The organism is Halomonas sp. MMSF_3323 (genome assembly GCF_030733595.1).
GTDB lineage: Bacteria > Pseudomonadota > Gammaproteobacteria > Pseudomonadales > Halomonadaceae > Halomonas > Halomonas litopenaei.
In genome coordinates this window covers 41,549-65,727 of sequence record NZ_JASHIT010000021.1, presented here as the reverse complement: position 1 = coordinate 65,727, position 24,179 = coordinate 41,549, and the positions used below count along the sequence as shown (strand labels likewise).

Annotated in this window: 22 protein-coding genes; 14 read left to right on the top strand and 8 right to left on the bottom strand. The window is 64.1% G+C overall.

The genetic code is table 11. From position 1 onward, the window contains the following. The first annotated feature begins 18 nt into the window (after window positions 1-18). Both RBB39_RS12185 and RBB39_RS12180 read left to right on the top strand, forming a co-directional pair. Window positions 19-630 (top strand): TRAP transporter small permease, encoded by a 612-nt coding sequence (locus tag RBB39_RS12185; RefSeq protein ID WP_306169117.1) that lies wholly within the window; start codon window positions 19-21, stop codon window positions 628-630. Further along, a complete protein-coding gene (locus RBB39_RS12180) occupies window positions 627-1,907 on the top strand; it encodes a TRAP transporter large permease (protein WP_108131714.1) in 1,281 nt (426 codons plus the stop codon). The genes RBB39_RS12185 and RBB39_RS12180 overlap by 4 nt, the downstream gene beginning before the upstream one ends. 103 nt (window positions 1,908-2,010) lie before the next feature. Here RBB39_RS12180 and RBB39_RS12175 read toward each other — a convergent pair whose 3' ends face one another. Next, a complete protein-coding gene (locus RBB39_RS12175; RefSeq protein WP_253028737.1) occupies window positions 2,011-2,775 on the bottom strand; it encodes an SDR family NAD(P)-dependent oxidoreductase in 765 nt (254 codons plus the stop codon). Window positions 2,776-3,169: 394 nt separating this feature from the next. On the opposite strand from RBB39_RS12175, the gene RBB39_RS12170 reads away from it, so the two are divergent. From RBB39_RS12170 to RBB39_RS12155, 4 genes are all read left to right on the top strand, one after another. After that, complete coding sequence (locus RBB39_RS12170; RefSeq protein WP_045994114.1) at window positions 3,170-3,916, top strand: ribonuclease activity regulator RraA; 747 nt, start codon at window positions 3,170-3,172, stop codon at window positions 3,914-3,916. Between the two features lie 74 nt (window positions 3,917-3,990). Continuing rightward, on the top strand, window positions 3,991-5,010 hold the full coding sequence (locus tag RBB39_RS12165; RefSeq protein ID WP_253028738.1) for a tripartite tricarboxylate transporter substrate binding protein: 1,020 nt from the start codon (window positions 3,991-3,993) through the stop codon (window positions 5,008-5,010). A 190-nt stretch (window positions 5,011-5,200) separates the two neighbouring features. Beyond that, complete coding sequence (locus RBB39_RS12160; protein ID WP_108449894.1) at window positions 5,201-5,728, top strand: tripartite tricarboxylate transporter TctB family protein; 528 nt, start codon at window positions 5,201-5,203, stop codon at window positions 5,726-5,728. Between the two features lie 62 nt (window positions 5,729-5,790). Further along, the gene (locus tag RBB39_RS12155; protein WP_108449895.1) at window positions 5,791-7,320 is read left to right on the top strand and encodes a tripartite tricarboxylate transporter permease; all 1,530 of its coding nucleotides are present in this window, start codon (window positions 5,791-5,793) and stop codon (window positions 7,318-7,320) included. Between the two features lie 581 nt (window positions 7,321-7,901). On the opposite strand, the gene RBB39_RS12150 is transcribed toward RBB39_RS12155, so the two are convergent. Both RBB39_RS12150 and RBB39_RS12145 read right to left on the bottom strand, forming a co-directional pair. Further along, window positions 7,902-9,482 carry an aldehyde dehydrogenase (NADP(+)) gene (locus RBB39_RS12150; RefSeq protein ID WP_287165780.1) on the bottom strand — a complete coding sequence of 527 codons (1,581 nt, stop codon included), beginning with the start codon at window positions 9,480-9,482 and terminating at the stop codon, window positions 7,902-7,904. A 222-nt stretch (window positions 9,483-9,704) separates the two neighbouring features. After that, complete coding sequence (locus RBB39_RS12145; RefSeq protein ID WP_045994118.1) at window positions 9,705-10,481, bottom strand: SDR family NAD(P)-dependent oxidoreductase; 777 nt, start codon at window positions 10,479-10,481, stop codon at window positions 9,705-9,707. A 454-nt stretch (window positions 10,482-10,935) separates the two neighbouring features. On the opposite strand from RBB39_RS12145, the gene RBB39_RS12140 reads away from it, so the two are divergent. The 4 genes from RBB39_RS12140 to RBB39_RS12125 all read left to right on the top strand — a co-directional run bounded on the left by RBB39_RS12140 (window position 10,936) and on the right by RBB39_RS12125 (window position 14,920). After that, the gene (locus tag RBB39_RS12140; protein ID WP_108131719.1) at window positions 10,936-11,901 is read left to right on the top strand and encodes a tripartite tricarboxylate transporter substrate binding protein; all 966 of its coding nucleotides are present in this window, start codon (window positions 10,936-10,938) and stop codon (window positions 11,899-11,901) included. A 168-nt stretch (window positions 11,902-12,069) separates the two neighbouring features. Beyond that, window positions 12,070-12,540, top strand: coding sequence for a tripartite tricarboxylate transporter TctB family protein (locus RBB39_RS12135; protein WP_222515337.1), 471 nt, complete (start codon window positions 12,070-12,072; stop codon window positions 12,538-12,540). Next, the gene (locus tag RBB39_RS12130; protein WP_231498536.1) at window positions 12,540-14,057 is read left to right on the top strand and encodes a tripartite tricarboxylate transporter permease; all 1,518 of its coding nucleotides are present in this window, start codon (window positions 12,540-12,542) and stop codon (window positions 14,055-14,057) included. Before RBB39_RS12135 ends, RBB39_RS12130 begins: the two co-directional genes overlap by 1 nt. A 167-nt stretch (window positions 14,058-14,224) precedes the next feature. Continuing rightward, on the top strand, window positions 14,225-14,920 hold the full coding sequence (locus tag RBB39_RS12125) for a FadR/GntR family transcriptional regulator (protein ID WP_108131721.1): 696 nt from the start codon (window positions 14,225-14,227) through the stop codon (window positions 14,918-14,920). Between the two features lie 158 nt (window positions 14,921-15,078). Here the strand turns inward: RBB39_RS12125 and RBB39_RS12120 are convergent, their stop codons facing one another. From RBB39_RS12120 to RBB39_RS12100, 5 genes are all read right to left on the bottom strand, one after another. After that, window positions 15,079-15,360 carry a DUF2442 domain-containing protein gene (locus tag RBB39_RS12120; RefSeq protein WP_286985187.1) on the bottom strand — a complete coding sequence of 94 codons (282 nt, stop codon included), beginning with the start codon at window positions 15,358-15,360 and terminating at the stop codon, window positions 15,079-15,081. 14 nt (window positions 15,361-15,374) lie between these two features. Beyond that, a complete protein-coding gene (locus RBB39_RS12115; RefSeq protein ID WP_287165801.1) occupies window positions 15,375-15,524 on the bottom strand; it encodes a DUF4160 domain-containing protein in 150 nt (49 codons plus the stop codon). A gap of 422 nt (window positions 15,525-15,946) precedes the next feature. Further along, entirely contained in the window at window positions 15,947-17,905 is a 1,959-nt protein-coding gene (locus RBB39_RS12110; protein WP_045994123.1) for a tripartite tricarboxylate transporter permease, read from the bottom strand. 101 nt (window positions 17,906-18,006) lie between these two features. Next, window positions 18,007-19,134, bottom strand: coding sequence for a tripartite tricarboxylate transporter substrate binding protein (locus RBB39_RS12105; protein WP_253028744.1), 1,128 nt, complete (start codon window positions 19,132-19,134; stop codon window positions 18,007-18,009). 127 nt (window positions 19,135-19,261) lie between these two features. Next, window positions 19,262-20,395, bottom strand: a complete 1,134-nt coding sequence (locus RBB39_RS12100) for a 4-oxalomesaconate tautomerase (protein ID WP_253028745.1) — start codon at window positions 20,393-20,395, stop codon at window positions 19,262-19,264. A 150-nt stretch (window positions 20,396-20,545) separates the two neighbouring features. Between RBB39_RS12100 and RBB39_RS12095 the strand changes: the two genes are divergently transcribed. From RBB39_RS12095 to RBB39_RS12080, 4 genes are all read left to right on the top strand, one after another. After that, window positions 20,546-21,445: a LysR family transcriptional regulator gene (locus RBB39_RS12095; protein WP_045994126.1), complete on the top strand. Its 900-nt coding sequence runs from the start codon at window positions 20,546-20,548 to the stop codon at window positions 21,443-21,445. 98 nt (window positions 21,446-21,543) lie between these two features. After that, complete coding sequence (locus RBB39_RS12090; RefSeq protein ID WP_253028746.1) at window positions 21,544-22,032, top strand: plastocyanin/azurin family copper-binding protein; 489 nt, start codon at window positions 21,544-21,546, stop codon at window positions 22,030-22,032. Between the two features lie 83 nt (window positions 22,033-22,115). After that, the gene (locus RBB39_RS12085; protein WP_045994131.1) at window positions 22,116-22,778 is read left to right on the top strand and encodes a response regulator transcription factor; all 663 of its coding nucleotides are present in this window, start codon (window positions 22,116-22,118) and stop codon (window positions 22,776-22,778) included. Then, complete coding sequence (locus RBB39_RS12080) at window positions 22,765-24,114, top strand: ATP-binding protein (RefSeq protein ID WP_287165784.1); 1,350 nt, start codon at window positions 22,765-22,767, stop codon at window positions 24,112-24,114. The genes RBB39_RS12085 and RBB39_RS12080 overlap by 14 nt, the downstream gene beginning before the upstream one ends. The last annotated feature ends 65 nt before the right edge of the window (window positions 24,115-24,179 follow it).

Genomic DNA, 24,179 nt, shown 5'->3' with positions numbered 1-24,179 from the left:
CGCCTCGGGAATAACGCTATGAACCACACTGACAGCGAGGCTCTGGGCCCCGCACGGGCATCCCGGGAGGATGCCCGTGAGGGGCCGCAAGGCCCGGATATCGACTTTGACGACGACGGCCCGACCTTCGCCTGGCACGACATCGGGCTTGAGGACGCGCTCACCCTGGTGGTCTTCTGGACCATGGCAGCGGTGGTGTTCGCCCAGTTCTTCAGCCGCTACGTGCTTGGCTCGCCGCTGGGCTGGACCGAGGAGGTCGCCCGCTATCTACTGATCTGCGTCGGCTTTCTGGCGGCGACCGTGGGGGTGCGCAAGCGCAGCCACATCCGCCTCGAACTGCTGTATCGCTACCTTCCCCTGCGTGCCTCGGCGGCGATGATCTGGCTGGTCGACCTGGGCCAGCTCGTCTATTTTGTGCTGCTGGGGTGGGTCACCTGGAAGATCCTGCCGCTGATGAGCGCCCAGAAGATGACCTCGATGGCGGTCGGCATGGACACACTCTACAGCGTGGTGCTGTTGAGCATCGCCATCATGGCGCTGCGTCAGGCCTGGCAGCTGGTGCGGGCGAGCGGTCCGAAACAGTGGCTGGCGGCGCAGCGAGCTGACACCACCGGCGAGGAGGCATCATGACGCTACTGGTCCTGTTCGGCGGCCTGCTGCTGATGCTGGTGATGGGCTTTCCGGTGATGGTGGCGCTTGGCGCCTCGTCGCTGGCGGCGATCCTGGTCGATGGCAGCGTCCCCGACTTTATCGTGCTGCACCGTATGGTCGGTGGCATGGACAGCTTCCCGCTGCTGTCGATTCCCTTCTTTGTCCTGGCCGGTGCGCTGATGAACTCGGCCGGTATCACCAGTCGCATCTTCGATTTCGCCAGGGCCCTGGTGGGCTGGATGCCCGGGGGGCTCGGCCACGTCAACGTCGGCGCCTCGGTCATCTTTGCCGGCATGTCCGGTGCCGCGGTGGCCGACGCCGGTGGGCTCGGCGCGATCGAGATCAAGGCGATGCGCCGGGCGGGCTATGACCCTGGCTTTTCGGTGGGCATCACCGCTGCCTCGTCCACCATCGGGCCGATCATTCCGCCTAGCCTGCCGCTGGTGATCTACGGCGTGATGGCCTCGGCCTCGATCGGTCAGCTGTTCGCCGCCGGCCTGGTGCCGGGACTGTTGATGGCGCTTTCGCTGATGCTGATGGTGGCCTGGTACGCGGTGCGTTATCAGTATCCGCGTGACGTCGGCTTCGCCCTGGGCTGGATCGCCTTGACCTTCCGTCGTGCCTTTCTGTCGCTGCTGACCCCGGTGATCATCGTCGGCGGCATCGTGCTTGGCATCTTCACCGCGACCGAGGCCGCCATCGCCGCGGTGATCTACGCCATGCTGCTGGGGGCGGTGGTCTATCGCACCCTGACCTTCAAGAGACTGCTGGCGGTCACCATGGAGACCATCGAGACCACCGGGATCATCATGATGATCATCGCCGCCTCGTCGATCTTCTCCTGGCTGCTGACCAGTCACCATGTGGCCGAGAACTTCGCCAACTGGATGCTGGCGGTCACCTCCAACCCCACCATCATCCTGCTGTTGATGACGCTGATCCTGTTCGTGGTGGGCTGCTTCATGGAAACCATCGCGGCGATCACCATCCTGGTGCCGATCCTGCTGCCGATCGCGGTTAACCTCGGCGTCGACCCGGTGCAGTTCGGTATCGTCATGGTGCTGAACCTGATGATTGGCCTGCTGACGCCACCGGTGGGACTGGTGCTCTACGTGCTCTCGCAGGTGTCCAAGGTGCCCTTCGAGCGCTGCGCCTCGGCGACCCTGCCGTTCCTGATCCCGTTGTTGATCGTGTTGATGCTGGTCACCTTCGTGCCCTCCATCTCGCTGTGGCTGCCGACCTTGATCTATCGCTAGCATCGAGCAGGCAAGGGGACACGTTGCGCCCCTGACAACCAACGCCCCCGACGTCTTCGTCGGGGGCGTTTGCTTGAGGGGGGACGATGGTGCGTCCTCCTGCCTATCGCCCCATCCAGCCGCCGTCCACGGTCATCACGCTGCCGTGCATATAGTCCGAGGCGCTGGAGGCCAGAAACACCACCGGTCCCTTGAAGTCAGCGGCGTCCCCCCAGCGACCGGCGGGGATGCGCGCGAGGATGTCGCGGGAACGCTCGGGATCGTCGCGCAGTGCCTGGGTGTTGTCGGTGGCGATGTAACCAGGAGCGATGGCGTTGACGTTGACCCCGTGGGCGGCCCATTCGTTGGCGAAGGCCTTGGTCAACTGGGCGATGCCGCCCTTGCTGGCGGCGTAGCCGGGCACGGTGATGCCGCCCTGAAACGACAGCAGCGAGGCGGTGAAGATCACCTTGCCGCTGCCTCGCGCGACCATTTGCCTGCCGATCTCCCGGGTCAGCACGAAGGGGGCGCTCAGATTGACGTCGATGACCCTGTCCCACAGCGCATCGGTGTGCTCGGTGGCGGGGGCGCGTTCGATGGTGCCGGCGTTGTTGACCAGGATATCGATACGCCGGTCGGCAAGCTGCTCGACCATCGCCATCAGCGCGCTGCGGTCCGACAGGTCGCAGGCGATCCCTGTGCAGTCTCGCCCCAGGGCGCGCACTCGCTCGCCCAGCTCGCCGCCGTCGGCGGTCATGCTGGTGCTGACGGCGATGATGTCGGCACCGGCTTCGGCCAGGCCCAGCGCCATGGCCGCGCCGATGCCGCGTCTCGCGCCTGTCACCAGGGCGGTCTTGCCGTCGAGTGCAAAGGTCGTCAGTACAGCCATCGAAAATCTCCTGAGTGATCGGACAGGCATGTATAGCAACGGGGTGTATCAGCCTAGTGGGCATCCCGGGCGCGGGAAAGGCCGGGGAGGGGTGTCGTGCGGATGGCAGCGCTCCATCTCGACCACACCTTGTACCTTTTAAAGACAAATTCTTTCTTATTAGACCTATGTCTAAGGGGCAGGCATATTGATCGATCCTGAGTGGGAGATGTTTTTCAAATAATTGAAAGTAAAGGGTTAAATGTTATGCTTCGGGTTGTCGAAGTGGTCTCGAGTGCCGTGTTAAGGTCAAGATGAAAGCCAAGTTGTAAAAAGTTGTTTGAAAAGCCTTTCGACGCTTCCTATAGTGACTCCGTCAACGAACAACCCAGTTTGCCAGCGATAGGCGGAGCCCATGAGCATCATCAACGATTACCCCCACGCAGAGCTGTCCAACCTGACCCGCGAGCGACTGATGCGGGCTTCGACGGCGTCGCTGCATACCCTGCTGCACAAGCGGGGTCTGAAGAACACCTATATCCAGAACGTCGGTCGCATGAACAAGAGCCAGGTCAAGATGGTGGGGCAGGCCTATACCCTGCGCTATATCCCGGCCCGCGAAGACCTGGACGTGGTGGCCGCCTTCCGTGATCCGGAGCACCCCCAGCGTCTGGCGGTGGAGAGTGTGCCGCCTGGCCGCGTACTGGTATCCGACTGCCGTCAGGATGCCAGCGCCGCGAGTGCCGGCAGCATCCTGTTGACCCGCCTGCAGGTGCGCGAATGTGCGGGCTTCGTGTCGGACGCCGGTGTGCGTGACTCGGAGTACGCCGAGAGCATGTCGATGCCGGTGTTCTGCACCAAGCCCAGCGCCCCGACCAACCTGACCAAGCACCACGCGGTGGACATCCAGCAGCCCATCGGCTGTGGCGGCGTGCCGGTCTATCCCGGCGACGTGCTGGTCGGCGACGGCGACGGCGTCATGGTGGTGCCGCTTGAGCTGGCCGACGAGATCGCCGAAGAAGCCAGTGGCATGGAGGCCTTCGAAGCCTACGTGCTGGACAAGGTCAACAACGGCGCGGCGGTCATCGGTCTTTATCCGCCCAACGAACAGGCCCAGGAGGAATACCAGGCCTACCTGCGCGAGCAGAAGTCTCGCGGCTGAAGCAGGAGTCGCGCGGCCAGACAAGCGCCGCCTCATCTATCCCCACACAATCACAAATAATTCCAGGAGTCGCCATGTTTGCTCTCACTCCCCTCAACGCCACCCTCAGCACGACCCTGCGCAAGCGCCTGATCAAGGGCGCGACCGGCGCTACCCTGGCCGGTGTGGCGCTGGCCGCGGTCGTCGCCGTGCCCACGGCCCAGGCCGACTTCCCCCAGCGTGACATCCGCATGATCGTGCCCTGGCCTGCCGGCGGCGGTGCCGATGCCATCTCGCGCAAGATCAGCAACCTGGCCGAGCAGTCGCTGCCGACCTCGATCTACGTCGAGAACATCGGCGGGGCGGTGACCGCCACCGGCCTGATGCAGTTGGCCAAGGCGCGTCCCGACGGCCACACCATCGGCGTGCTGACCTACGACAGCGTCGTCACCCTGCCGCGGGGCAACATGGTGCCCGGCTACTCGCTGGAAAAGCTCGAGCCGTTCGCCCGCGTGACCCAGGAAGCCGACGCCATCGTGGTATCCAAGCAGTCGGGCTTCACCTCCTACGAGGAGCTGATCGAGGCGGCCAGGGAAAATCCCGGCACGGTGCGCATCGGTGTGGCGCCCCAGGGCTCTGGTCCCTACCTGGCGGTACGTCGCCTGGAGGCGGCCACCGGGGTCACCTTCAACGTGATCTCCTATCCGGGGTCGTCCACCGCCGAGGCCGAGGCGCTGCTGTCCGGCGAGATCGACGCCGCCATCTCGAGCCTGGGAGACTTCTCCGGGATCCTGTCCTCGGGTGATGCGCTTGGCGTGGTCGAGCTGTCCGGTTCGCAGAACCCGGCCTATCCCGAGGTGCCGCCGATCTCCGAATTCGACGTGGATCTCGAGACCGGCAGCTTCATCGTGCTGGCGGCGCCGGCCAATACCCCGGAAGACGCCATCGAGACCCTGGAGTCGACCTACCACGAGGCTTACCAGAGCGACGAGTTCCAAGAGTGGGTCACCAGTATCGGTGTCACCCCGGGCTGGCTCGGCAGCGAGGAAGTCAACGAGTGGATCGGCAGCTACCAGGAGCGGACCTTCGCCGCCATGGATGAGCTGGACCTGTAAGTCCGGGGTGCAAGGTCCGGGGAGGAAGGTCCGGTGAAACATGTCTGAGCTTCACGCAGCGACCTTCCGCTTCCTGCCTCCATCTGGAGCGGGCGGGTAGAGCACCTGCCTCTGCCGGCCCGCTTCACTTCCCTTCCAACGAACACTGTGTTGTCGGTCTCCCGTCATTGGGGGCCGAGAGAGGTTTCGCATGTCTCGTTCATCTTCATCTCTGCTGGCGCGTGCGCTTGGCCTTGGCCCTGGCTCCAGTGCTGGCGCGATCCGTTTCCACGGCGTGCTGGCGCTGCTGGCCCTGGGCTACCTGATCGGTGGCCTTGCGATGGGGCCTCCGCTGGAGGCCGGCAAGCTGACGCCATCCTTCTTTCCGTTGCTGATCGGTGTGCTGGCCACCGTGCTGTGCGTGCTGCAGTGGTGGTCCTCGGTGCGCAGCGCCGCTGCCCTGGATCGGGACAACGCGGCCGATGAAGGCGATAGGCCGAGGGGCCGTCGTCTTTCGCCGGAGCTGACCCTGATGCTGGCGACTCTGGTCTATGTACTGGTGTTTCAGTCACTCGGCTATGTGCTGTCCACCCTGGTCTATGTACTGGGAGTGATGCTGTTGTTCTCGGGGCTCGACAAGTGGTTGAGCAAGGCCCTGATCGCGCTGGCCATCACCGCGGTGGGCTTCGTGCTGTTCAACCAGGTCTTCAACGTCCGTCTACCGACACTCTGGGGCTGAGCCATGATGACTGATGCAACCCGCTCGGCGCTCGCTGCCGGGCGACACGCCGGGGGTGACCCATGGACTTCCTGACCCAGGTGCTGGCGAGCTTCGGTTTGCTGCTCAATCCCACGGTGCTGTTCTATGTGGTGGCCGGTTTTCTGATCGGCACCGTGTTCTCGGCGATTCCCGGTCTGACCGCGACCCTGGCGCTGGCGCTGCTGCTGCCGCTGACCTACAGCCTGGACGTGACCACGGCGCTGATGGCCTGTGCCAGCATCTATATGGCCGGCATGTGCGGTGGCAGCATCACCGCCACCACCATCAATATTCCCGGTGCTCCCTCGTCGATGATGACGGCGCTGGAAGGCTACCCAATGCAGCAGCGCGGCGAAGGGCCTCTGGCGCTGGGCCATGCCTCCTTCGCCTCGATGATCGGCGGCGTGTTCGGGGCGGTACTGCTGGTGCTGCTGGCGCCCTTGATCGCCGACCTGTCGCTGCTGGTGCAGACCACCGGCAAGTGTGCGCTGATCCTGTTTGCGCTGATCGTCATCGTCATCGCCCAGCGGGGCAATGTCCGCCGTGCGGCTATCGCCGCCTGTCTGGGGCTGATGCTCGCCACCGTGGGGCTAGACGCCATGGTGCCGGTGGCCCGATTCAGCTTCGGCATGGGTGACCTGGCGGCGGGAATCGACCTGATGCCGGTGATCATCGGTACCTTCGCCATCAGTGAGCTGTTGACCCAGCTTGCCGAGAACGACAAGGCCCAGGCCATTCGCGATAAGCTCAAGGGAGTGGCGAAGATTCGTCGCCGCGACTTTATCCCGTCGCGCTCGGCGATCCGTCGTATCGGCGCGGCCTGCTATCTGAAGTCTTCCACCATCGGCTATCTGGTAGGCACGTTGCCCGGGGCCGGGGGCTCCATGGGTGGCTTTCTGGCCTACGTGGAAGCGGTGCGTACCTCGCGCGAGCCGGACAGCTTCGGCAAGGGCAATCCCCAGGGGATCGCGGCGGCGGAAAGCGCCAACAACGCGGTCTGCGGCGGCGCCCTGGTGCCCATGTTGACCTTCGGTATCCCGGGCGACCCGATCACCGCCATCGTGCTCGGCGTGCTGGTCATCAACGGCATCCAGCCGGGGCCGCAGCTGATGGAATCCCAGGCCGGGCTGATCGCGCCCATGCTGGCGGCACTGATCTTCAGCGCGCTGATCCTGATTCCGCTGACCATGTACCTGCTCGGGCCTTACTTTATCCGCATCGTGCGCATTCGCCGTGATGTGCTGTTCGGCTCGATCGCCATGCTGGCGGTGGTGGGCAGCTACGTGGCCACCTACTCGACCTTCCAGATGATGATGACGCTGGTCATGGGGGTACTGGCCTTCTACCTGAGAAAGCACGGCTATCCGGTGGTAACGCTGCTGCTCGGCTTTATCCTCGGCCCGGGCCTCGAGGAGTACCTGCGCCGTTCCCTGACCCTGTCCAACGGTGACCTGACGGTCTTCGTGACCCAGCCCGACAGTCTGTTCTTCATCGTGCTGACCGGGGTGTTCGTGTACTTCCTGGCGATCCGCAAGCCGGTGCAGTTGAAGGGTAGCCAGAACACGACCTGAGGCCCGTACAGATTCCAGAGCAGGAAACTTCAGCGCCTGTCCGACGGCATATCGCCCGGGTCAGGCGCTTTTTTTTGTTGATGATGCCGAGCGGAAGGGTCGGGCGAGTGGCCTGGTTGCCCACGATCCTCCATGAAGTCTTCGCTCGCTCCCTCCGCGTCAAACCAGTCGTCCCAGGTCTTGTCGGCAGGAGTGCGAGCGCCTCTTTGAGCTGTGGAGACGATACCGCCTCTATTTGCGTCTTCGGCAAAGGCGGCTGCCTCTGGCTGGCGTACCGCCTGGGAACGGTTGGATGGAAAGACGTAGCCTCTGCGCATCGTCGCGAGCCTCTTGTATGTAAAGGATGTGCCTAGCCTAGGCGAGCTTGCTCCTTGAAGGCATCTCCGGGGTGTCTCAGGGGCATCTTGGGGGCATTTCTGGGCAGACGCGACAAGTCGGGGCCCGCTGGAGAGTAGATCGACACCATCAAAAAAGGCCCTCGCCGGTGGCGAGGGCCTCGTTGATGGTGCGCCAGGGACGCCGGTGGGCTGGCGTCGCCTGTTGTAGAGAAGTAGAGAAGGAGAAAAAGAAAGAACGCTGGGCTAGCGCTTGCCGTTCACCTGGCGGGTCAGCCCCAGAGGGTTGTCGGCCTTGAGGCTGTCCGGGGCCAGGGCCTCGGGCATCGCCTGGTAGCACACCGGGCGCAGGAAGCGCTGGATCGCGGCGCTGCCCACCGAGGTGGTGCGCGAGTCGGAGGTCGAGGGCCAGGGGCCGCCATGGACCATGGAGTGGCACACCTCGACGCCGGTGGGCCAGCCGTTGAACAGGATGCGACCGGCGCGACGCTCAAGCAGCGGCAGCAACTGGTCGGCCAGCGCGTAGTCGGCTTCCTCGAGGTGGACCGTGGCGGTCAACTGGCCTTCCAGCGCGGTCAGCACCTGCTGCATCTGTGCCACCGAGTCGCACTCGACGATCAGCGCGCAGGCTCCGAAGACCTCGTCATGCAGAGCGGCGTTGCCGATAAAGTCACTGGCGCTGGTGCGCAGCAGGTGCGGCTGGCAGGGGCAGGCAAGATGGCCGGTGGCCTTGCCCTTGGCGACCAGACTGACGCCCGGCTGGTCGACGAGTTGGGCGACTCCCTGCTCGTAGGCGGCGTGGATGCCGGGGGTCAGCATCAGCTGTGGGGCAGCTTCGCGTACCGCGGCACCGGCCTGCTCGGCGAAGCGCTCAAGCGCGGCGCCGGACAGTGCCAGAATCAGCCCCGGGTTGGTGCAGAACTGGCCGGCGCCCATGGTCAGCGACGCGACGAAGGCGTCGCCCAGGGCCTCGGCGTTGGCTTCCAGGTGCTGCGGCAGCAGCAGCACCGGATTGATGCTGCTCATCTCGGCGTAGACCGGGATCGGCTGGGGGCGTGCCTGGGCGGTGCGCAGCAGGGCGGTGCCGCCGTTGCGCGAGCCAGTGAAGCCTACCGCCTGGATGCGTGGGTCCTTGACCAGGGCCTGGCCGAGCTCGCTGCCGCTGCCATAGAGCAGCGAGAACACGCCTTCGGGCATGTTGCTGCTCTTGGCGGCCTGTTGCAGGGCGCGCCCGACCAGCTCCGAGGTGCCGGGGTGGGCGGAGTGGGCCTTGACGATCACCGGGCAGCCCGCGGCCAGCGCGGCGGCGGTATCGCCGCCGGCCACCGAGAACGCCAGCGGGAAGTTGCTGGCGCCAAACACCGCCACAGGACCCAGCGGCACCTGCTGCTGGGCGAGGGAGGGGCGTGGCATGGGCGCGCGCTCGGGTAGGGCGTCCTCGATGCGCACGTCGAGATAGTCACCGCTGCGCAGGACCTCGGCGAAAAGTCTGAGCTGTCCGCAGGTGCGGCCACGCTCGCCTTCAAGACGTGCCCTGGGCAGGCCGGTCTCGGCCATGGCGCGCTCGGTCAGGGTGTCGCCGAGGGCATCGATATTGTCGGCTGCCGCCTCGAGAAAGGCCGCGCGGTCGCCAAGCGGCAGGCGGCGGTAGGCCAGGAAGGCGTCCTCGGCCAGCTGGCAGGCGCGCTCCACCTCGGCCTGGCCCGCCAGGGGGTAGGCCGGGGCAAGGGTCTCGCCGGAGGCGGGGTTGACCGCCGAGATGGTACGTCCGTCGGTGGCACCGGCCACCGAGGAAAAGCCGATCAGATGATGACCTTCGAGTGTCATGGGGACTCCTGTTATTGCGCAGTGAAGATGATGAAAGGTGGCAAGGGGCGGCCGCTGCCAAACCGGGGTCGACGCGCACGAAACCTGCGATCGCAGTACGCACGAACGCCGAGTAGGGGAGTGGATAGCGAAGCGGCCGGAAGCATGTCCGGCCGCTCGGGGCTCAAGGGGTAGACGTCGATAGCGCCGTCACGCCGGTGGCCCGGGATGCTGCGATATGCCTCAGGGGCACATCTGGCCGCCGTTGACGTCGATCACCTGGCCGGTGATGTAGCCGCTGGCAGCGTGGGAGGCCAGGAACAGGAAGGACGGTGCAACCTCCTCGGAGGTGCCAAGGCGGCCCATGGCGATGGTGGAGGCGATCTTCTCTTTCACCTCAGCGCTCTTGTCTGCGTGGAAGGCGGTGTCGATGGTGCCCGGTGCGACGATGTTGAAGCGCACGTTGTCCTTGGTGAATTCCTTCACCCAGTTGCGATGCAGGTTGTGCAGCATGGCCTTGGAGCCGCCGTACAGAGAGGCGCCGAGGCCACCGCCTTCGCGACCGGCGATGGAACCGGTGCTGATGACGCTGGCGGTCTCACCGCGCTTCTCGGCGGAGGCCTTCAGGTGCGGCATGGCGAAGCGGGTGGTCATGATCACCGAGCGCAGGTTCAGGTCCATCACCAGGTTGAAGTCGTCGTCCTCGAGGGACTCGAGGCCCTTGCGCACGCCGAGGCCGCCGGCGTTGTTCACCAGCACGTCAAGGCTGCCGAACTGATCGACAAATTCGTTGACCAGGGTCTCGCACTCGCCGCTCTTGGTCAGGTCGCGCTCATAGTAGGCGAAGCGCGCACCCTCGGACTCCAGCTGGGCGATCAGCTCCTCGGCGGCGCTGTCCTTCTGGCTGCTGTTGATGCCGACGATGGCACCCTGGCGGGCGAAGGCCACCGCGGCGGCACGACCGATGCCCTTGGTGGAGCCAGTGATAAGGACGGTCTTGTCGTTGAGATCGGCGAACATGAAGTGCTCCTGAACGAATCGGGCCTGCAACAGGCCGCATCATGGATGTTGATAGGAGAAAGGAGGGCGCAGCGCGACCAGCCTGGGATTGTGGGATAAACCTTAGCCTAGCGCCTGATGGACTTCAAACAAATACTAACAAGTGGGCATGGTACTTTGGTCTTGTGGGCAGGGAGCTGCTGTCAAAGAGAACTTTGGAAAGCGCAGTGCTTACGATTGATTTGTTTGTTAAATCTTTGTAAATAAAAGGTTTTAGTGGGGTGTCGGCGATCGATTTTTCCTCTCGCCAGGTGGCGGTGACGGCTCGTCTACGGGGCCCGTTAGCATAAAGTATAAGTTGTAATAACTTGTCTAGTTGGCGCCGTGGCGGCACTCTTGCAAGCGTTCTTTCCGGTGGCGGGTCGCCACGACCTTGACCGGATCCCCAGACGCTCGACGACAAGAGAGATAACTCATGCGAACGCTCCCACGCCTGCTTTGCGCTTCCCTGCTGGTGGCCACCTCCACGGTTGCCGTCGGTGACGACTATCCCTCCAAGCCGATCACCCTGATCGTGCCCTGGTCCGCCGGTGGCGGCACCGACGCCGTCGGTCGTCAGTTTGCCGCCGGTCTGCAGGAAGAGCTGGGGCAGCCGGTCAACGTGGTCAACCGTACCGGTGGCTCCGGTGTGGTCGGCCACATGGCGATGAAGATGGCGCGTCCCGATGGCTATACCCTGGGCCTGGGCACCGCCGAGATCGCGACCTATCGCCATATCGGCACCGCCGACCTGTCCTATGAGGACTTTACCCCGATCGCGCTGCTCAACCTCGATTATGCGGCCTTCACTGTCAACGCAGAGTCGCCCTGGCAGAACCTGGATGACGCCCTGTCCGACCTGGCCGCGTCACCCAACGAGTACACCGTATCGGGTTCTGCGCCAGGTGCTGCCTACCACCTGTCGTTCGCCGGCTTCCTCGACCAGCAGGGCATCGATCCGAATACCGTCAATCTGGTACCCAGCGAAGGCGCCGCGCCGGGCCTGCAGGAGCTGGCGGCGGGCGGTGTCGACATCGTCTTCTCGTCGCTGCCGGAAACCGAGTCCATGCGTGAATCCGATCGCGTCCGCACTCTGGCGGTGCTGTCCAGTGAACGCGAAGAAGCCTTCCCGGATATCCCGGCGGCCGGCGAGGTGACCGGTGATGACTGGTCCCACGGGTCCTGGCGTGGCCTGGTCGGCCCCGAGGGACTGCCTGAAGACATCTCCGAGCGCCTGTTGAGCGCCGCCGAGACGGTGTGGAACTCCGAGGACTTCCAGTCGTTCATGGAAGGCCGCGGCTTCGGCGCCGTGTGGGAAGGACCGGAAGGCTTTGAGGCATTCATGGCCGAACAGGATGCCAACAACGCCTCCATCATCGACAAGCTTGGCCTGGCCCAGTAACCGAGAGTCCAGAAACTGAAGGCCCAGTAAACGAGAGCCCAGTGACAGACCGCTCGGTGACAGAAAGCTCATCGAGCGGTCGGCTGGCACAGTCTGCAATACACCCGATTGAGCGCCGCATCGGCGGCGCACTGACAAAGGTGCGGTAACGCCCGGGAGATCGTCATCATGCGTACCAGTGACGCGGTATCGGGAACCATGGCGGCGGCCCTCGGGGCCGCCCTCATCGTCGCTTCCGCGGACTTGAGTCCGCTGCCGCGCCAGGTCTATGGCGCCGGCACCTTCCCCAAGGTGGTGGGGGCCCTGCTGCTGTTGATGGGAGGGCTATTGGTGCTCAAGGGCCTGCGCCAACGCCAGCCCTGGGCGCGCTGGACCTCCAAGGTATCCGGCCGTGCGTTTGTGCTGGCGCTGGCGGCGGTGGTCGCCAGTGTCATCGCCTACGTGGTGCTCACGCCGCTGCTGGGTTTTCCGATCGTTGCGGTGGCGCTTCTGACGCTGTTGTTTCGCGCCTATCACCGTCGTGGTTGGGGGCGTGCGCTGTTGATCGCGGTGATTGCCACGACCGTGATCTGGATGCTGTTCGCACAGCTTCTGCACGTGCCGCTGGAGGCAGGACTGCTTGAACGGGTGCTCTACTGATGAATGAATTGATGCAAGCCGCTGCCATGGTGCTCGACGGCGAGGTGCTTTTGGTGATTGTCGCCGCCTCGTTGTTCGGACTCTTCATGGGGGCTATCCCTGGTCTCACCGCCACCATGGCAACCGCCTTGCTGGTGCCGGTGACCTTTTTCATGGAGCCGCTGCCGGCCATCGCCGCCATCGTCTCCGCCACCGCCATGGCGATCGTCGCCGGTGACATTCCCGGTGCCTTGCTGCGCATGCCGGGGACGCCAGCGTCGGCGGTCTACGCCGACGAAGCCTACCTGATGGGCAAGAAGGGCAAGCTCGGCCTGGCACTTGGTATCAACGTCACCTGTTCGATGCTCGGCGGCATCATCGGGGTCGCGGTGCTGGCGCTGTTTGCCCCGCGGATCGCCGAATTTGCCCTGCAGTTCACCAGCGACGAGTACTTCTGGCTGGCGCTGCTGGGGTTGTCCTGTGCGATCCTGGTCGCCGGCGGTGATCCGCTCAAGGGCGCCATCTCGATGCTGATCGGCCTGTCGCTGGCGATGATCGGCATGGACAGTGTATCCGGCCAGATGCGCTTCACCATGGGCAGCTATGACCTGCTCGCGGGTATCTCGTTGCTGCCGGTGCTGATCGGCCTGTTCGCCATCACCGAGCTGCTGCGCAGCCTGCCCAACGCCGGGCAGCGCGCCTCAAGGGTGGAAACGCCCAAGGGCAAGCTGCTCGACGGCGTGGCCCGTACCACCTGGCGTTACAAGGGCGGCGTCGCCCGTGGCGGGCTGCTCGGCACCATGATCGGTGCACTGCCGGGCGCCGGCGCCGACATCGCCTCCTGGATCAGCTATGCCATCAGCCGCAAGCTGTCGCGGGAGCCGCAGAAGTACGGCACCGGCCATCCGGAAGGGCTGGTCTCGGCCAGCGCCGCCAACAACGCGGCCCTGTCCGGCGCCTATATCCCGGCCCTGGTGTTCGGCATTCCGGGTGATACCGTCACCGCCATCATCATCGGTGTGCTGACCACCAAGGGCATCACCCCGGGCCCCGACGTCTTCACCGAGCAGGGGGCTCTGGTCAACGCCATCTTCATGGTGTTCGTGCTGGCCAACCTGTTGCTGCTGCCGCTGGGGCTGATGGCGATCAAGGGCGCCGGCAGGCTGTTGGCCGTGCCCACTGGCGTTCTCTACCCATTGATCCTGATGTTTTGTATCGTGGGGGCCTTCTCCGCCAACAACAGCATGTTCGATGTCTGGGTGATGCTCGGCCTGGGGCTGGTCGGTGTATTCCTGATGGAGAATGATTTCCCGCTGGGCCCGCTGATTCTGGCCTTTATTCTCGGCCCGATCATCGAGAGCAATTTCATGCGCTCGATCCTCAAGTCAGACGGCGACCTGATGGCCTTCGTCGACCGGCCCATCGCCATGGTGCTGGCGGGGCTGGCGATCCTGACCTGGACCCTGATCATCGCCAACGGCGTGTGGAAGGGCCGCAAGGCCGGTAAGGGCGGCGGAGTCACCACCGAGGCATCCTGACCAGCGAGTAGTGGTGATCCGCCCGGACAGGGCAGGAAGAGGTGAGAGGCGCCCTGTGTGGCCTAAAGGCCCAATGCGGGGCGCCTTTTGCAGTGGTAAAAGGGAGGTGGCGCCTGATGGTACAAGCCAGGCGGCTTCCAGGGAACAGAGAACCGGAGCAGGGCAAGATGGCACAAGACGAAAAATTTTCACTGGCTTCGGCGGTCTACGAGAAGATTCTGGAAGCGATCATCGAGGGCCAGTATCCGGTCAACAAGAAGCTGCCGACCGAAGCGCAACTGTGCCAGCGCTACGAAGTGTCCCGGCCGGTGCTGCGTGATGCCCTAGCCCGGCTCAAGGAAGACGAACTGGTGGTGTCCCGGCGGGGCTCCGGCAGTTTCGTGATCCGTCAGCCCGACAGTGCGGTGCTCAAGTTCGCGCCGATCTCGAGCATCGCCGATATCCAGCGCTGCTTCGAGTTTCGTACCAATGTCGAGGCGCGGGCGGCGCACCTGGCGGCGTTGCGACGCACCCAGGACCAGCTCGACCAGATCCGTCGCTGCTACGACATCATCGATGAGGCCAACGCCCGCCACGATCTGGCCACCGACGAGGACTATCGCTTCCACCTGGCGATCACCGAGGCGGCCAGCAACCACTACTACATCACCGTGCTGAAGTCGCTCAACGAGAGCATCAAGGAAGGCATGAACCTGACCCGGGGGCTGTCACTGATGGCCTCTCAGGAGCGCTTGAAGCTGGTCCAGGATGAACACCTGGCGATCGTCGAGGCGATCAGCGACAAGGATGGCGAGCGCGCCGAAGCCGCCATGCGGGCTCATATCGACAACGCCCGGCATCGCATGTTCGAGGGGAGCCAATAAGGGCGCGGGGGACTGCTGACGTGCCTGAGCGCGGCCCTCCAGGATATTTTTCAAGTGGATCGCTGAGTGGCTCGGGACTCGGAAGAATGGAAGGTATTCCCGAGCGAGTGTTCTTTATCTGCGCTTGGACAGTCCAGCTGTCTGGCCTGGTGGCGTGCTTAGCTGTGTGTGCCCTGTTCTTCGCTTGCCTCTCCATGTGGCACGTCAGTACGCTGGCTTTTGGCATAGACAAACTCTGGGTCAAGATCGATTCCTGATTCCCATTCGATGGTGTCAAATGATACCCGAACGCGATCAAATGCCTTGCGATCCTTTAGCTTCTGAAACACTCCAAAATCCAGGTAGGGTTTCATATCCAGGACGCCATTCTCTCCGTTGTCAAAATGGATCGAGAGGCGATAGTCGTCAATCGGTGTAACCTTTTTCACAGATGGGTACATGATTTCCCCCCTCACTATAACGGCTCGATCTTGAAGGGTTCTTCGCCGTTCATGACCAGTCGCCAGTCTGCCATCAATTCGTCCTGGTGAAGCTCGGCCCATGCCAGGACAAGCTTGGTTTGCTTCCTTGGCAGATCTCCTTGAATAATCTCACATGTACGGATATTGACAGTGTCTTGCCGAAGGTTTTTCGGCCCAAAGTCGTGTGCGGCAGTAGCGTCGAGCCGAGCGACATGTGGTCAAGCTAGCCGGGGCGCGGCGGTCATGTCCAGATGGCACGCCCGAGTCCAATCGTAGCCACCAGGCGGCTGACAGTCAGTCGTTTTCCTAAGGCTCGTTGCCGCCAGAGGGGATCTTGCCGACGCTGGTGAATCTCGAGGTGGCTCAGGCCAAGTTCGTGGCTCTCGCTATGCTCGATAGCCCGGCCAGCGAGCGAGCCCCGTCGACGATGCTCGTCGACCTCGATGGTGTTCCCCTCACGCACGTCTTTACAGGATAAGCCCCGCCGAGGCGGGGCTTATCTCTTTACAACGGTGTACAGCGGTGGCTTTCGTACTCGCAGGGCTGCTGCGGGTCGCTTCGGGGGTCAGTAGAACAACAGCGGGTCGAGGATGCCCTGGGGATAGGTCAGGGTCAGAAACTCTGCCATGGCCAGCAGGAATGCCAGTACCCCCAGCGCCATCAGCACCGCGACCCAGGGCTTGAGCTTGGCGATGGCCAGCAGGAACACCAGGGTGAACAGTGTGGCCGTGGTGATGAAGCCCAGCGTCAGCATGGCGGCGACGAGGGCAAAGAAGCCGACCAGCCAGATGGCTTCTCGGGCGAAGGTCTGACGCTCCCAGCGGGGGCGACGTACCACGCTGCGGACGATCTCGGCCAGGCAGGCGAGGGCCATGATGGCAATCGCGAGCCGTGGCATGATGCCGCCGATCAGTGACAGCTCCGAGACGTTGACCCAGGCGCTGGCCGCCAGCGCCAGCAGGGCTCCCAGCAGCACGATATCGATGATCCCCAGACGATGGGATTCAGCGTCGGGCTTAGGCTCGGTGGCCGCGGCGCCCACCGACATCGGCTGACGCCGCTTCTTGATCTGCTTGCCGATCACCGGAATGAACATGGCGGCAAGAATCATGGCGCCGATGATCAGCACGCCGGGGCGCAGGAAAGCGTCGGTGCCCTGGAACTGGACCGCCTGGTAGAAGTAGGCCTCGGCGCCCGGTGCCAGCACAAAACCGATCAGGAAGGCCGGACGTGACCAGTTGGCCTGCTTGAACAGCACGCCCAGCACGCCGATGGCGCCCAGTGCGAGCAGATCGCCGGTGGCGCGGGTGGCCTGGAAGGCGGCGAACATGATCAGCACCGTGATCAGTGGCGCCAGGGTGGCAAAGGGCACCCGGGTCAGGTTGGCCACGGGGCGGGCCAGGATCAGGCAGAGCGCGGCACCAAGGATATTGGCGAGGGCCAGCGACCAGATGATGGTGTAGGTCAGGTCCAGATGGGTCTCGATCATGCCGACCCCGGGCTGCAGGCCGAGCAGCAGCAGGCCGCCGAGGAACACCGCCGCAGTGCCTGAACCGGGCACCCCGAACAGCAAGGTCGGCACCATGGCGCCACAGGCGCAGGCGTTGTTGGCCGACTCCGGGGCGATGACGCCGCGAATATCCCCCTTACCGAACTCGGAGCTGTCCTTGGCCGATTGCACCGCATGGCCGTAGGTCAGCCAGTCCACCACCGAGCCAGCGAGCCCCGGAATGGTGCCGACCAGGCTGCCGATGGCGGCGCAGCGTGCGACCAGCCCGCGCTGCTGGCCGACGTCCTGGATACCGCGACGCCAGCCTTCGCCGAGACGGCAGGGCTTTTCGGCGATGGCGCCTCGCTTGACCAGCAGATCGATGATCTCCGGCAGGGCGAAGATGCCGAGGCCGACGACCACCAGCGGCAGGCCATCGAACAGGTAGTCGATGTCGAGGTTCAGGCGAAATTCTCCGGTGGCTGGTGCCATGCCGATACCGCCCACCAGCAGACCCAGGCCACAGGCGGCCAGACCCTTGAACAGGTCCGCACCCGACAGCACCGCCACCATGGAAAGCCCGAGCAGGGTCAGCATGAACAGTTCCGATGACGAGAACGACAGCACCAGTGGTCTTGCGATCAGGATAAAGCCGGTCAGCACCACGGCACCGATCAGACCGCCGATCATCGAAGACAGAAAGGCGCTGGACAGGGCCCGTGCGGCCTGGCCTTTCTTGGCCAGGGAGAAACCGTCGATGACGGTGGCCTGTGACGCGCTGGAGCCGGGAATGCCCAGCAGCACGGAGGCGAAGGTGTCGCCGGTGGGGATGACCGCCACCAGGCCCATCAGCATGCCGAGTGCGACCGTGGGCTCCATGCCGTAGAGAAAGGGCAGCAGCAGTGACATGCCGGCGATGCCGCCGAGGCCTGGAATGATGCCGACGACCAGGCCGACCAGCACCCCCAGCGTCATGAACAGCAGATGGGACAGGGTAAACAGCTGTCCCAGGCTGGAAAGAAGGATATCAAGCATGGCGTGTGGCTCTCGAGTTGTTGGTGACGCCCGAGGGCGTCTTGTTGAAGTCGTTGAGCCAGGAGGCGCCGGCCGTCGTGGCCGGCGCTTCCCGAACGGTGTCAGATCCTGGCGTTGTGCTTCTCCTCGAGCCACTTGGCCAGCCACTCACGGGTCGCCTCATCGATCGACATGGCGTCTTCCAGGTGGCGCTGAATGACGTCACCGATGACCGGGGTATAGGGGCCGAGCTGGGCTTCTGCGTCCTGCTTGAACTCATCGGTGGCGACGAACTCGCGGGCAGCGTCACGGTAGGCGTCGACCAGCTCCTGAGGGGTGTCCCTGGGCACCATGATCAGCTTCTGCAGGGCGAAGCCAGAGGCAAAGAACTTGCGAAATGCCTCATAGGCAGGCCCGGAGGGCGCCTCGCCGTGACGCGCCTGGTAGACCTCGTTGAAGGTCGGCAGGTCGGGGAAGGCCGGGTCGCGAACAATCTTGCCGTCGTCGTCGAGCAGGCCCAGCGAGAACAGCGGCACTGCCTTGCCGGACTCGACCAGCGGGGTGACGTTGCTCAGGTAGGCCGAGCTGGTCTGGAAATCGATGTCCGCTTCGCCGCGTTCGAAGGCCAGTCGTCCCTCGCCGCGGCTACGCATACCGAACACCGCCTGGACGTCGGCGCCTAGCAGGTCGAGGGCGATCAGCACGGGCAGCTCGAGACCGGTGGGATTCTGGGCGGCCAGCTTGACCGGCTGGCTGAGCAGGGCATCGATCGCCGCGTCGGCGGTGTCGCCAAGGCTCGGCTGGCCATAGACCACCCCGCCGGTGGGGGTTGCCAGGATCGGCGTCCATTCGCTGTAGTCATAGCGTACGCGGCGATCATCCAGCATCGCCGGGTACTGGGTGGAGGCCGAGGTGCCGAGCCAGTTTGAACCGTCGGCCTTGGCGCGCATGGCGAACAGATTGGCGCCATTGATCGAGCCGCCTCCCGGGACGTTGTCGATCATGATGGTCGGCTCGCCGGGGATATAGTCGCTGAGCCAGGGCGAAAAGAAGCGCGCCCACACATCGGTGCCGCCGCCGACGCCGAACGGCACGGTCCACTTGATATTGGCGGGTACCTCGACCTCTGCGGCCTGGGCATTGCCGGCGAGGCTGGTGCCTGCGATGGCGATGCCGAGTGCCGCGGCCCTGGTAACGCGGGACAAGGCGAGGCGTGATGCGGTGAACGAGGAAGGTTTACGGGTCTTCATGGCGTGTCTCCTGACGGTCGTTGTGACGATTGTTATGTCGGTTGGGGAGGTGGTGATTGTTATGGCGGTTGTGGTTGTCGGGCGCGGCGGCGCTCGGCGCAGCCGGCAGCGTCCTTGTCGGTGCAGATCAGTCCGGGCCGGGGCGGCTGGAAGACGTGCCGGGCAGAGTAGGGTCGGGCAGGGCGTAGAACAGGGTGCCGCTCATGATCTTTCTGGCGGTGCGGATCAATGAGGCTCGGGCGATATCGCCGGGGTCGCCGTCGCGGTGCTCCACCTGGAGATCGATGAAGCCCGACGGGTGCTCCAGGCTGACGGCCGCCTTGAGGTCACCGGCCTTGAGTTGCCCTGCATCGATGGCGATGCGATTGGCGACGGTGCCAGGGACGCTGACGGCGCTCGCCACAGCGATGGCACCGGTGACAGCGATCGCCTTGTGACAGCGATGGGGGACAAAGTAGCGGGTGCACAGGGTGCGCTCGGCATCCTCGGCGGGCGAGGCCAGCACGGGCTTCGGTAGCACGCTGTCGCTGACGTCACCAAGCCCCATCAGCTCTCCTGCATGACGACGGATCCTCTCCAGACGCTTGAGCAGGTCGCTGTCGCTATCCAGCTCGAGCGGCGTCTCGCGGCCACTCAGTCCAAGCTCTCGCGCGTCGATCATGATGATCGGGGTGGCTGCATCCAGGCAGGATACGGTGACACCGTCGATGGTGTCGGCGGCCTGGCCGGTCGGGAGCAGTCCCGACGTCTTGGTTCCGACGATGTCGAGAAAACTCAGTTGAATGGCGGCGGAACTGCCGGGAACACCGCTGATGCGAGTGTCACCGTCGTAGCGGACCTGGCCGGCGTCGGTGGGTACGTGGCACTCGATCAGTCGCTGGGTGTTGAGGTTGCGTACCCGCACCAGGGTGTAGTCCGGTTGCGGCTCCACCAGGCCGGACTCGATGGCGTAGGGGCCGACGGCAGACAGCATGTTGCCGCAGTTGGGGTTGAAGTCGACACGGCGGTTGAGCACGTCCACCTGGGCGAACAGGTAGTCCACGTCGGCGTCCGGGTGGCTGGAGCGCTCGACGATGGCCACCTTGCTGGTCAGCGGGTCGCCGCCGCCGATCCCGTCGATCTGCAGGGCGTGGCCGGAGCCCATCAGGCTGATCAGGATTTCCGCCCTGGCGGGCTCGTCGTCGGGGAGGTCGCTCATGCGCAGGAAGGGCCCGCGGGAGGTGCCGCCGCGCATGATCATGCAGGGGATGCTGTTCATCATCGTGATGCCACGCCGTTGTTGGAGGTCGTGGTATCAGCTTGTCAGGCGTCTATTGATGCTTCAAATGCAAAGTTTGGCGTCTATCAATGCGAAATGAGGATTAATGCGCTATGGTTATTAGTCCAAAAGCCTTCATGCAAGAGTGACCCGATGCAGCACCGTCTTGAATTTCTCGATCTGCAGGCCTTCATCCAGGTCGCGGAGCTGGGCTCCTTCCATGAGGCGGCTCAGCGCCTGCACCTGTCGCAGCCTGCGCTGTCACGGCGAATCCAGAAGCTCGAAGAGTTGCTGGAGGTGGGCCTGCTCGAGCGCACCACCCGGCGTACGCGGCTGACGCCGATAGGCGCCGACTTTCTGCCTCGGGCGCGACGGATGATCGAAGAGTACGAGTCCTCGATCCTCGGTATCCGCGAGCTGGCCACCCACCAGACCGGCACCGTGACCATCGCCTGCCTGCCGACCGCTGCCTTCTACTTTCTGCCAAGCGTGATCAGGGGGTTCAGCGAGGCCTGGCCGGGCATCCGTATTCGTATTCTGGATGTCAGCGCCAACGAGGGTCTCGAGAAGGTCATCAGCGGCGAGGCCGACTTCGGCATCAACATGTTCAGCGCCCAGCGGCCTGAGGTGTCTTTCACCCAGTTGATGAGAGACCCCTTCGTCTTGGCGCTGCGCTCCGATCACCCTCTGGCGGCCAGGGAGCAAATCGAGTGGTCAGACCTCGAGCAGGTGCGGCTGATCACCGTCAGTCGCGACAGCGGCAATCGCACCCTGCTGGACAATGCGCTGTCCGCCGAGGGCATCCACCTCAACAGCTTCTACGAAGTACAGCATCTGTCCACCTCGCTGGGGCTGGTGGAGTCGGGCCTGGGGGTGGCGATTCTGCCGCGCATGACCATGCCGGGCCCGGATCACGAGATCCTGTGTTCGCGGGAGCTGCCGGAGCCACGCATCCAGCGCACCATCGGCCTGGTACGCAGCAACGTGCACAGTATCTCGGGCACCGCCCAGCTGTTTATCGATCTGCTGCTGGAACAGTGGAAGCATTCGTAGGCGCAGTGAACAGCGTGGCCATCTATCGCCGATTCAGTATGGATTCAGGTTCTTGCGCTACAAACAGAGGGAGACACCCAAAACGGAAGGATGACGTCATGCGCAGCACACTGATGGTGGTCGCTCTTGGCCTATTGTCGACCCAGGCATTGGCAGGTCCCGGCCACGCTCAATCGGAGGCCATGGACCCCGATCAGGCGGATCGCACCATCGCCGTCGAGGCCGGCGATATCTGGTTCGGCCCGGAAAGCTTGAGCGTTGCCCCCGGGGAGGTGGTGGCCTTCGAGGTCACCAACAGCGGTCAGCTCGAGCACGAGTTCGTGATCGGCTCCGCCGAGGCTCAGAACGAACACCGCAAGATGATGCGTGAGATGGCCTCGGGAGGAGGGCATGGCATGCACGGTGACGGCCACGACATGAGTCAGATGCAAGGCGCCATGGACATGCCGGCGGTGACTCTGGCGCCGGGAGAGACCAGGACGCTTGTCTGGCAGGCGCCGGAGCAGGGGGCATCGCTGACCTTCGCCTGCAATGTACCCGGACATTTTGAAGCGGGCATGCATGGCACCCTGAGTGTGGGAGAATAGGCGGCAAGCCTGGGACGGGGCCACCCCGTCCGGCTCGAGTGAGGCGTGGCATGCCGGGGCCCGCTGGCAGGGAGATGATGGTGATGAAGCTGTTGCTGGTCGAGGACGATGACCTGCTCTGCGAGAGTCTGAAGGATACGCTGGATGATCATGGCTATCGCGTCGACGTTGCCGAGCGACTGAGCGTGGCAAAGGCGCTGTTGCACAGCGAAGAGTATGCACTGATGATCCTGGATATCGGCCTGCCCGATGGTTCGGGGCTCGACTGGCTCGAGTTCCAGCGTGAACACGGCCTAGGCCTTCCGGTGCTGATCCTGACGGCTCGCGATGCCTGGCAGGACAAGGTGGACGGCCTGCGTCGGGGGGCTGATGACTACCTCACCAAGCCCTTTCACGAACAGGAACTGCTGGCGCGGATACAGGCGTTGCTGCGGCGGCGTACCGAATTGACGGCGCGGCTGATCGTCAATGGCATCCGCCTTGACGAGGAGCAGCGCCAGGTCAGTTGCGCGGGAGGCCCATGGCAGACGCTTACCGCCACCGAGTTCTGCCTGCTGCGCTACCTGATGCACCACCCTGACCGGGTGCACTCCAAGACGAAGCTGCTCGATCAGCTCTACGCCCTGGAGCAGGATGCCCCGGCGCCCAACCTGGTGGAGGTCTATATCGCGCGCCTGAGGCGTCTGCTGGGCAAGCATGTCATCCAGACCCGCCGAGGCCAGGGGTACGTGCTTGTTTCGCATTAGACGCAATAGTCTCCGTCTGCGCCTGCTGGTCAGCCTCGGGGCGGTGTCCCTGCTGGTCATGGGATTGACCTGGTTCATGCATGGCCTGCTGCTGCGCGAGACCGCGCGGGACTTTCTGGGTGATCGACTGCGGCAGGAGGCGGAGTATCGCCTGGCGCAACTGCGTCAAGCCGCAGACCCGGTACCGGCCCCCACCTTGCCCTCGAGCCTGTCGGCCGAGGTCTTTCATCATCTTTACGTGCTCAAGCGCGGCGAGATCGTCACCACCTCCCATCCGACCTGGTTGTCGGCGCTGACGCCCCATCTGGATGGGCCTGACAGGTCGCTGCTGGATGTGCACCTGGAGGGGCGTCACCTGCTGGTGTTGAGGCGAACCTTTACGGTGGACGGCAGGCCTGGGGTGCTGCTCATCGGAGAATCCTTCGACAGCGTCGAGGAAGGCCTTGCGGCCCTGCACTGGTGGATTGGCGCCATCGCAGGTCTGGTGCTGCTGGCTCTTTCGCTGCTTAACGGGTTGGCGGTCAATGCCGCCCTGCGGCCACTGGATCTGTTGCAGCGCCAGCTGGCCGAGCTGCGAAGTGGTCAGCGACAGCGTCTCAGAATGAAGGTGCCGCAGGAGTTCCGCCCTCTGGTCTCGCAGCTTAATCGTCTGATGGACAGCCAGGAGCGCCGATTGGTGCGTTCGCGTAACGCCGTTGCCGACCTGTCCCATGCGCTCAAGACCCCTCTGACCGCGGTGATGCAGGCGCTGCGCAGCAAGCGTGAGCTTGATCAATCCCGCCGTGAGCGTCTGCTGGAGCGGTTGACGCTGATGCAGGAGTTGATGGAGTCCCACCTGCGTCAGGCGCGTCTGGCGGGCCCCGGTGGCGGCCAGCACACCCGGGTCAAGCGGGAACTCGACCAGCTTTTCGACATGTTTCGAAGCCTCTACCCCGACAAGCGCTTCGTCATGGCCCTCGGGGACGCCGAGGATGCCTGCATCGAGATGGAACGACAGGACTTCCTGGAAATGATCGGCATCGTGCTCGACAACGCGGGCAAGTGGGCCAACCAGTCGGTGTGGCTCGCGCTGACGTTGGGGCGACACTTAGAGCTGAAGATCCAGGACGATGGCCCTGGGGTGGCGGCGGAGTTGCTGCCGCTATTGGGCCGGCGAGGGCAGAGGCTGGATGAAGGGCGGCCAGGCAACGGCATTGGCCTGTCGATTCTGCTTGAACTGGTCGAGCAGTACCGGGGAGAGGTCGGCTTTCAGGCGCCGCCCAGCGGTGGACTCGAGGTGACCATCCGCTTGCCGTTGGCGCTGGCGTCAACCTCCGAGAGAGAGGCCGTGCGTTAAGGATTCAGCTGGCTTTCAGCTTGGCGATGGAAGATGGCAGAAGTTCATCGCACAGGAAGACAGCA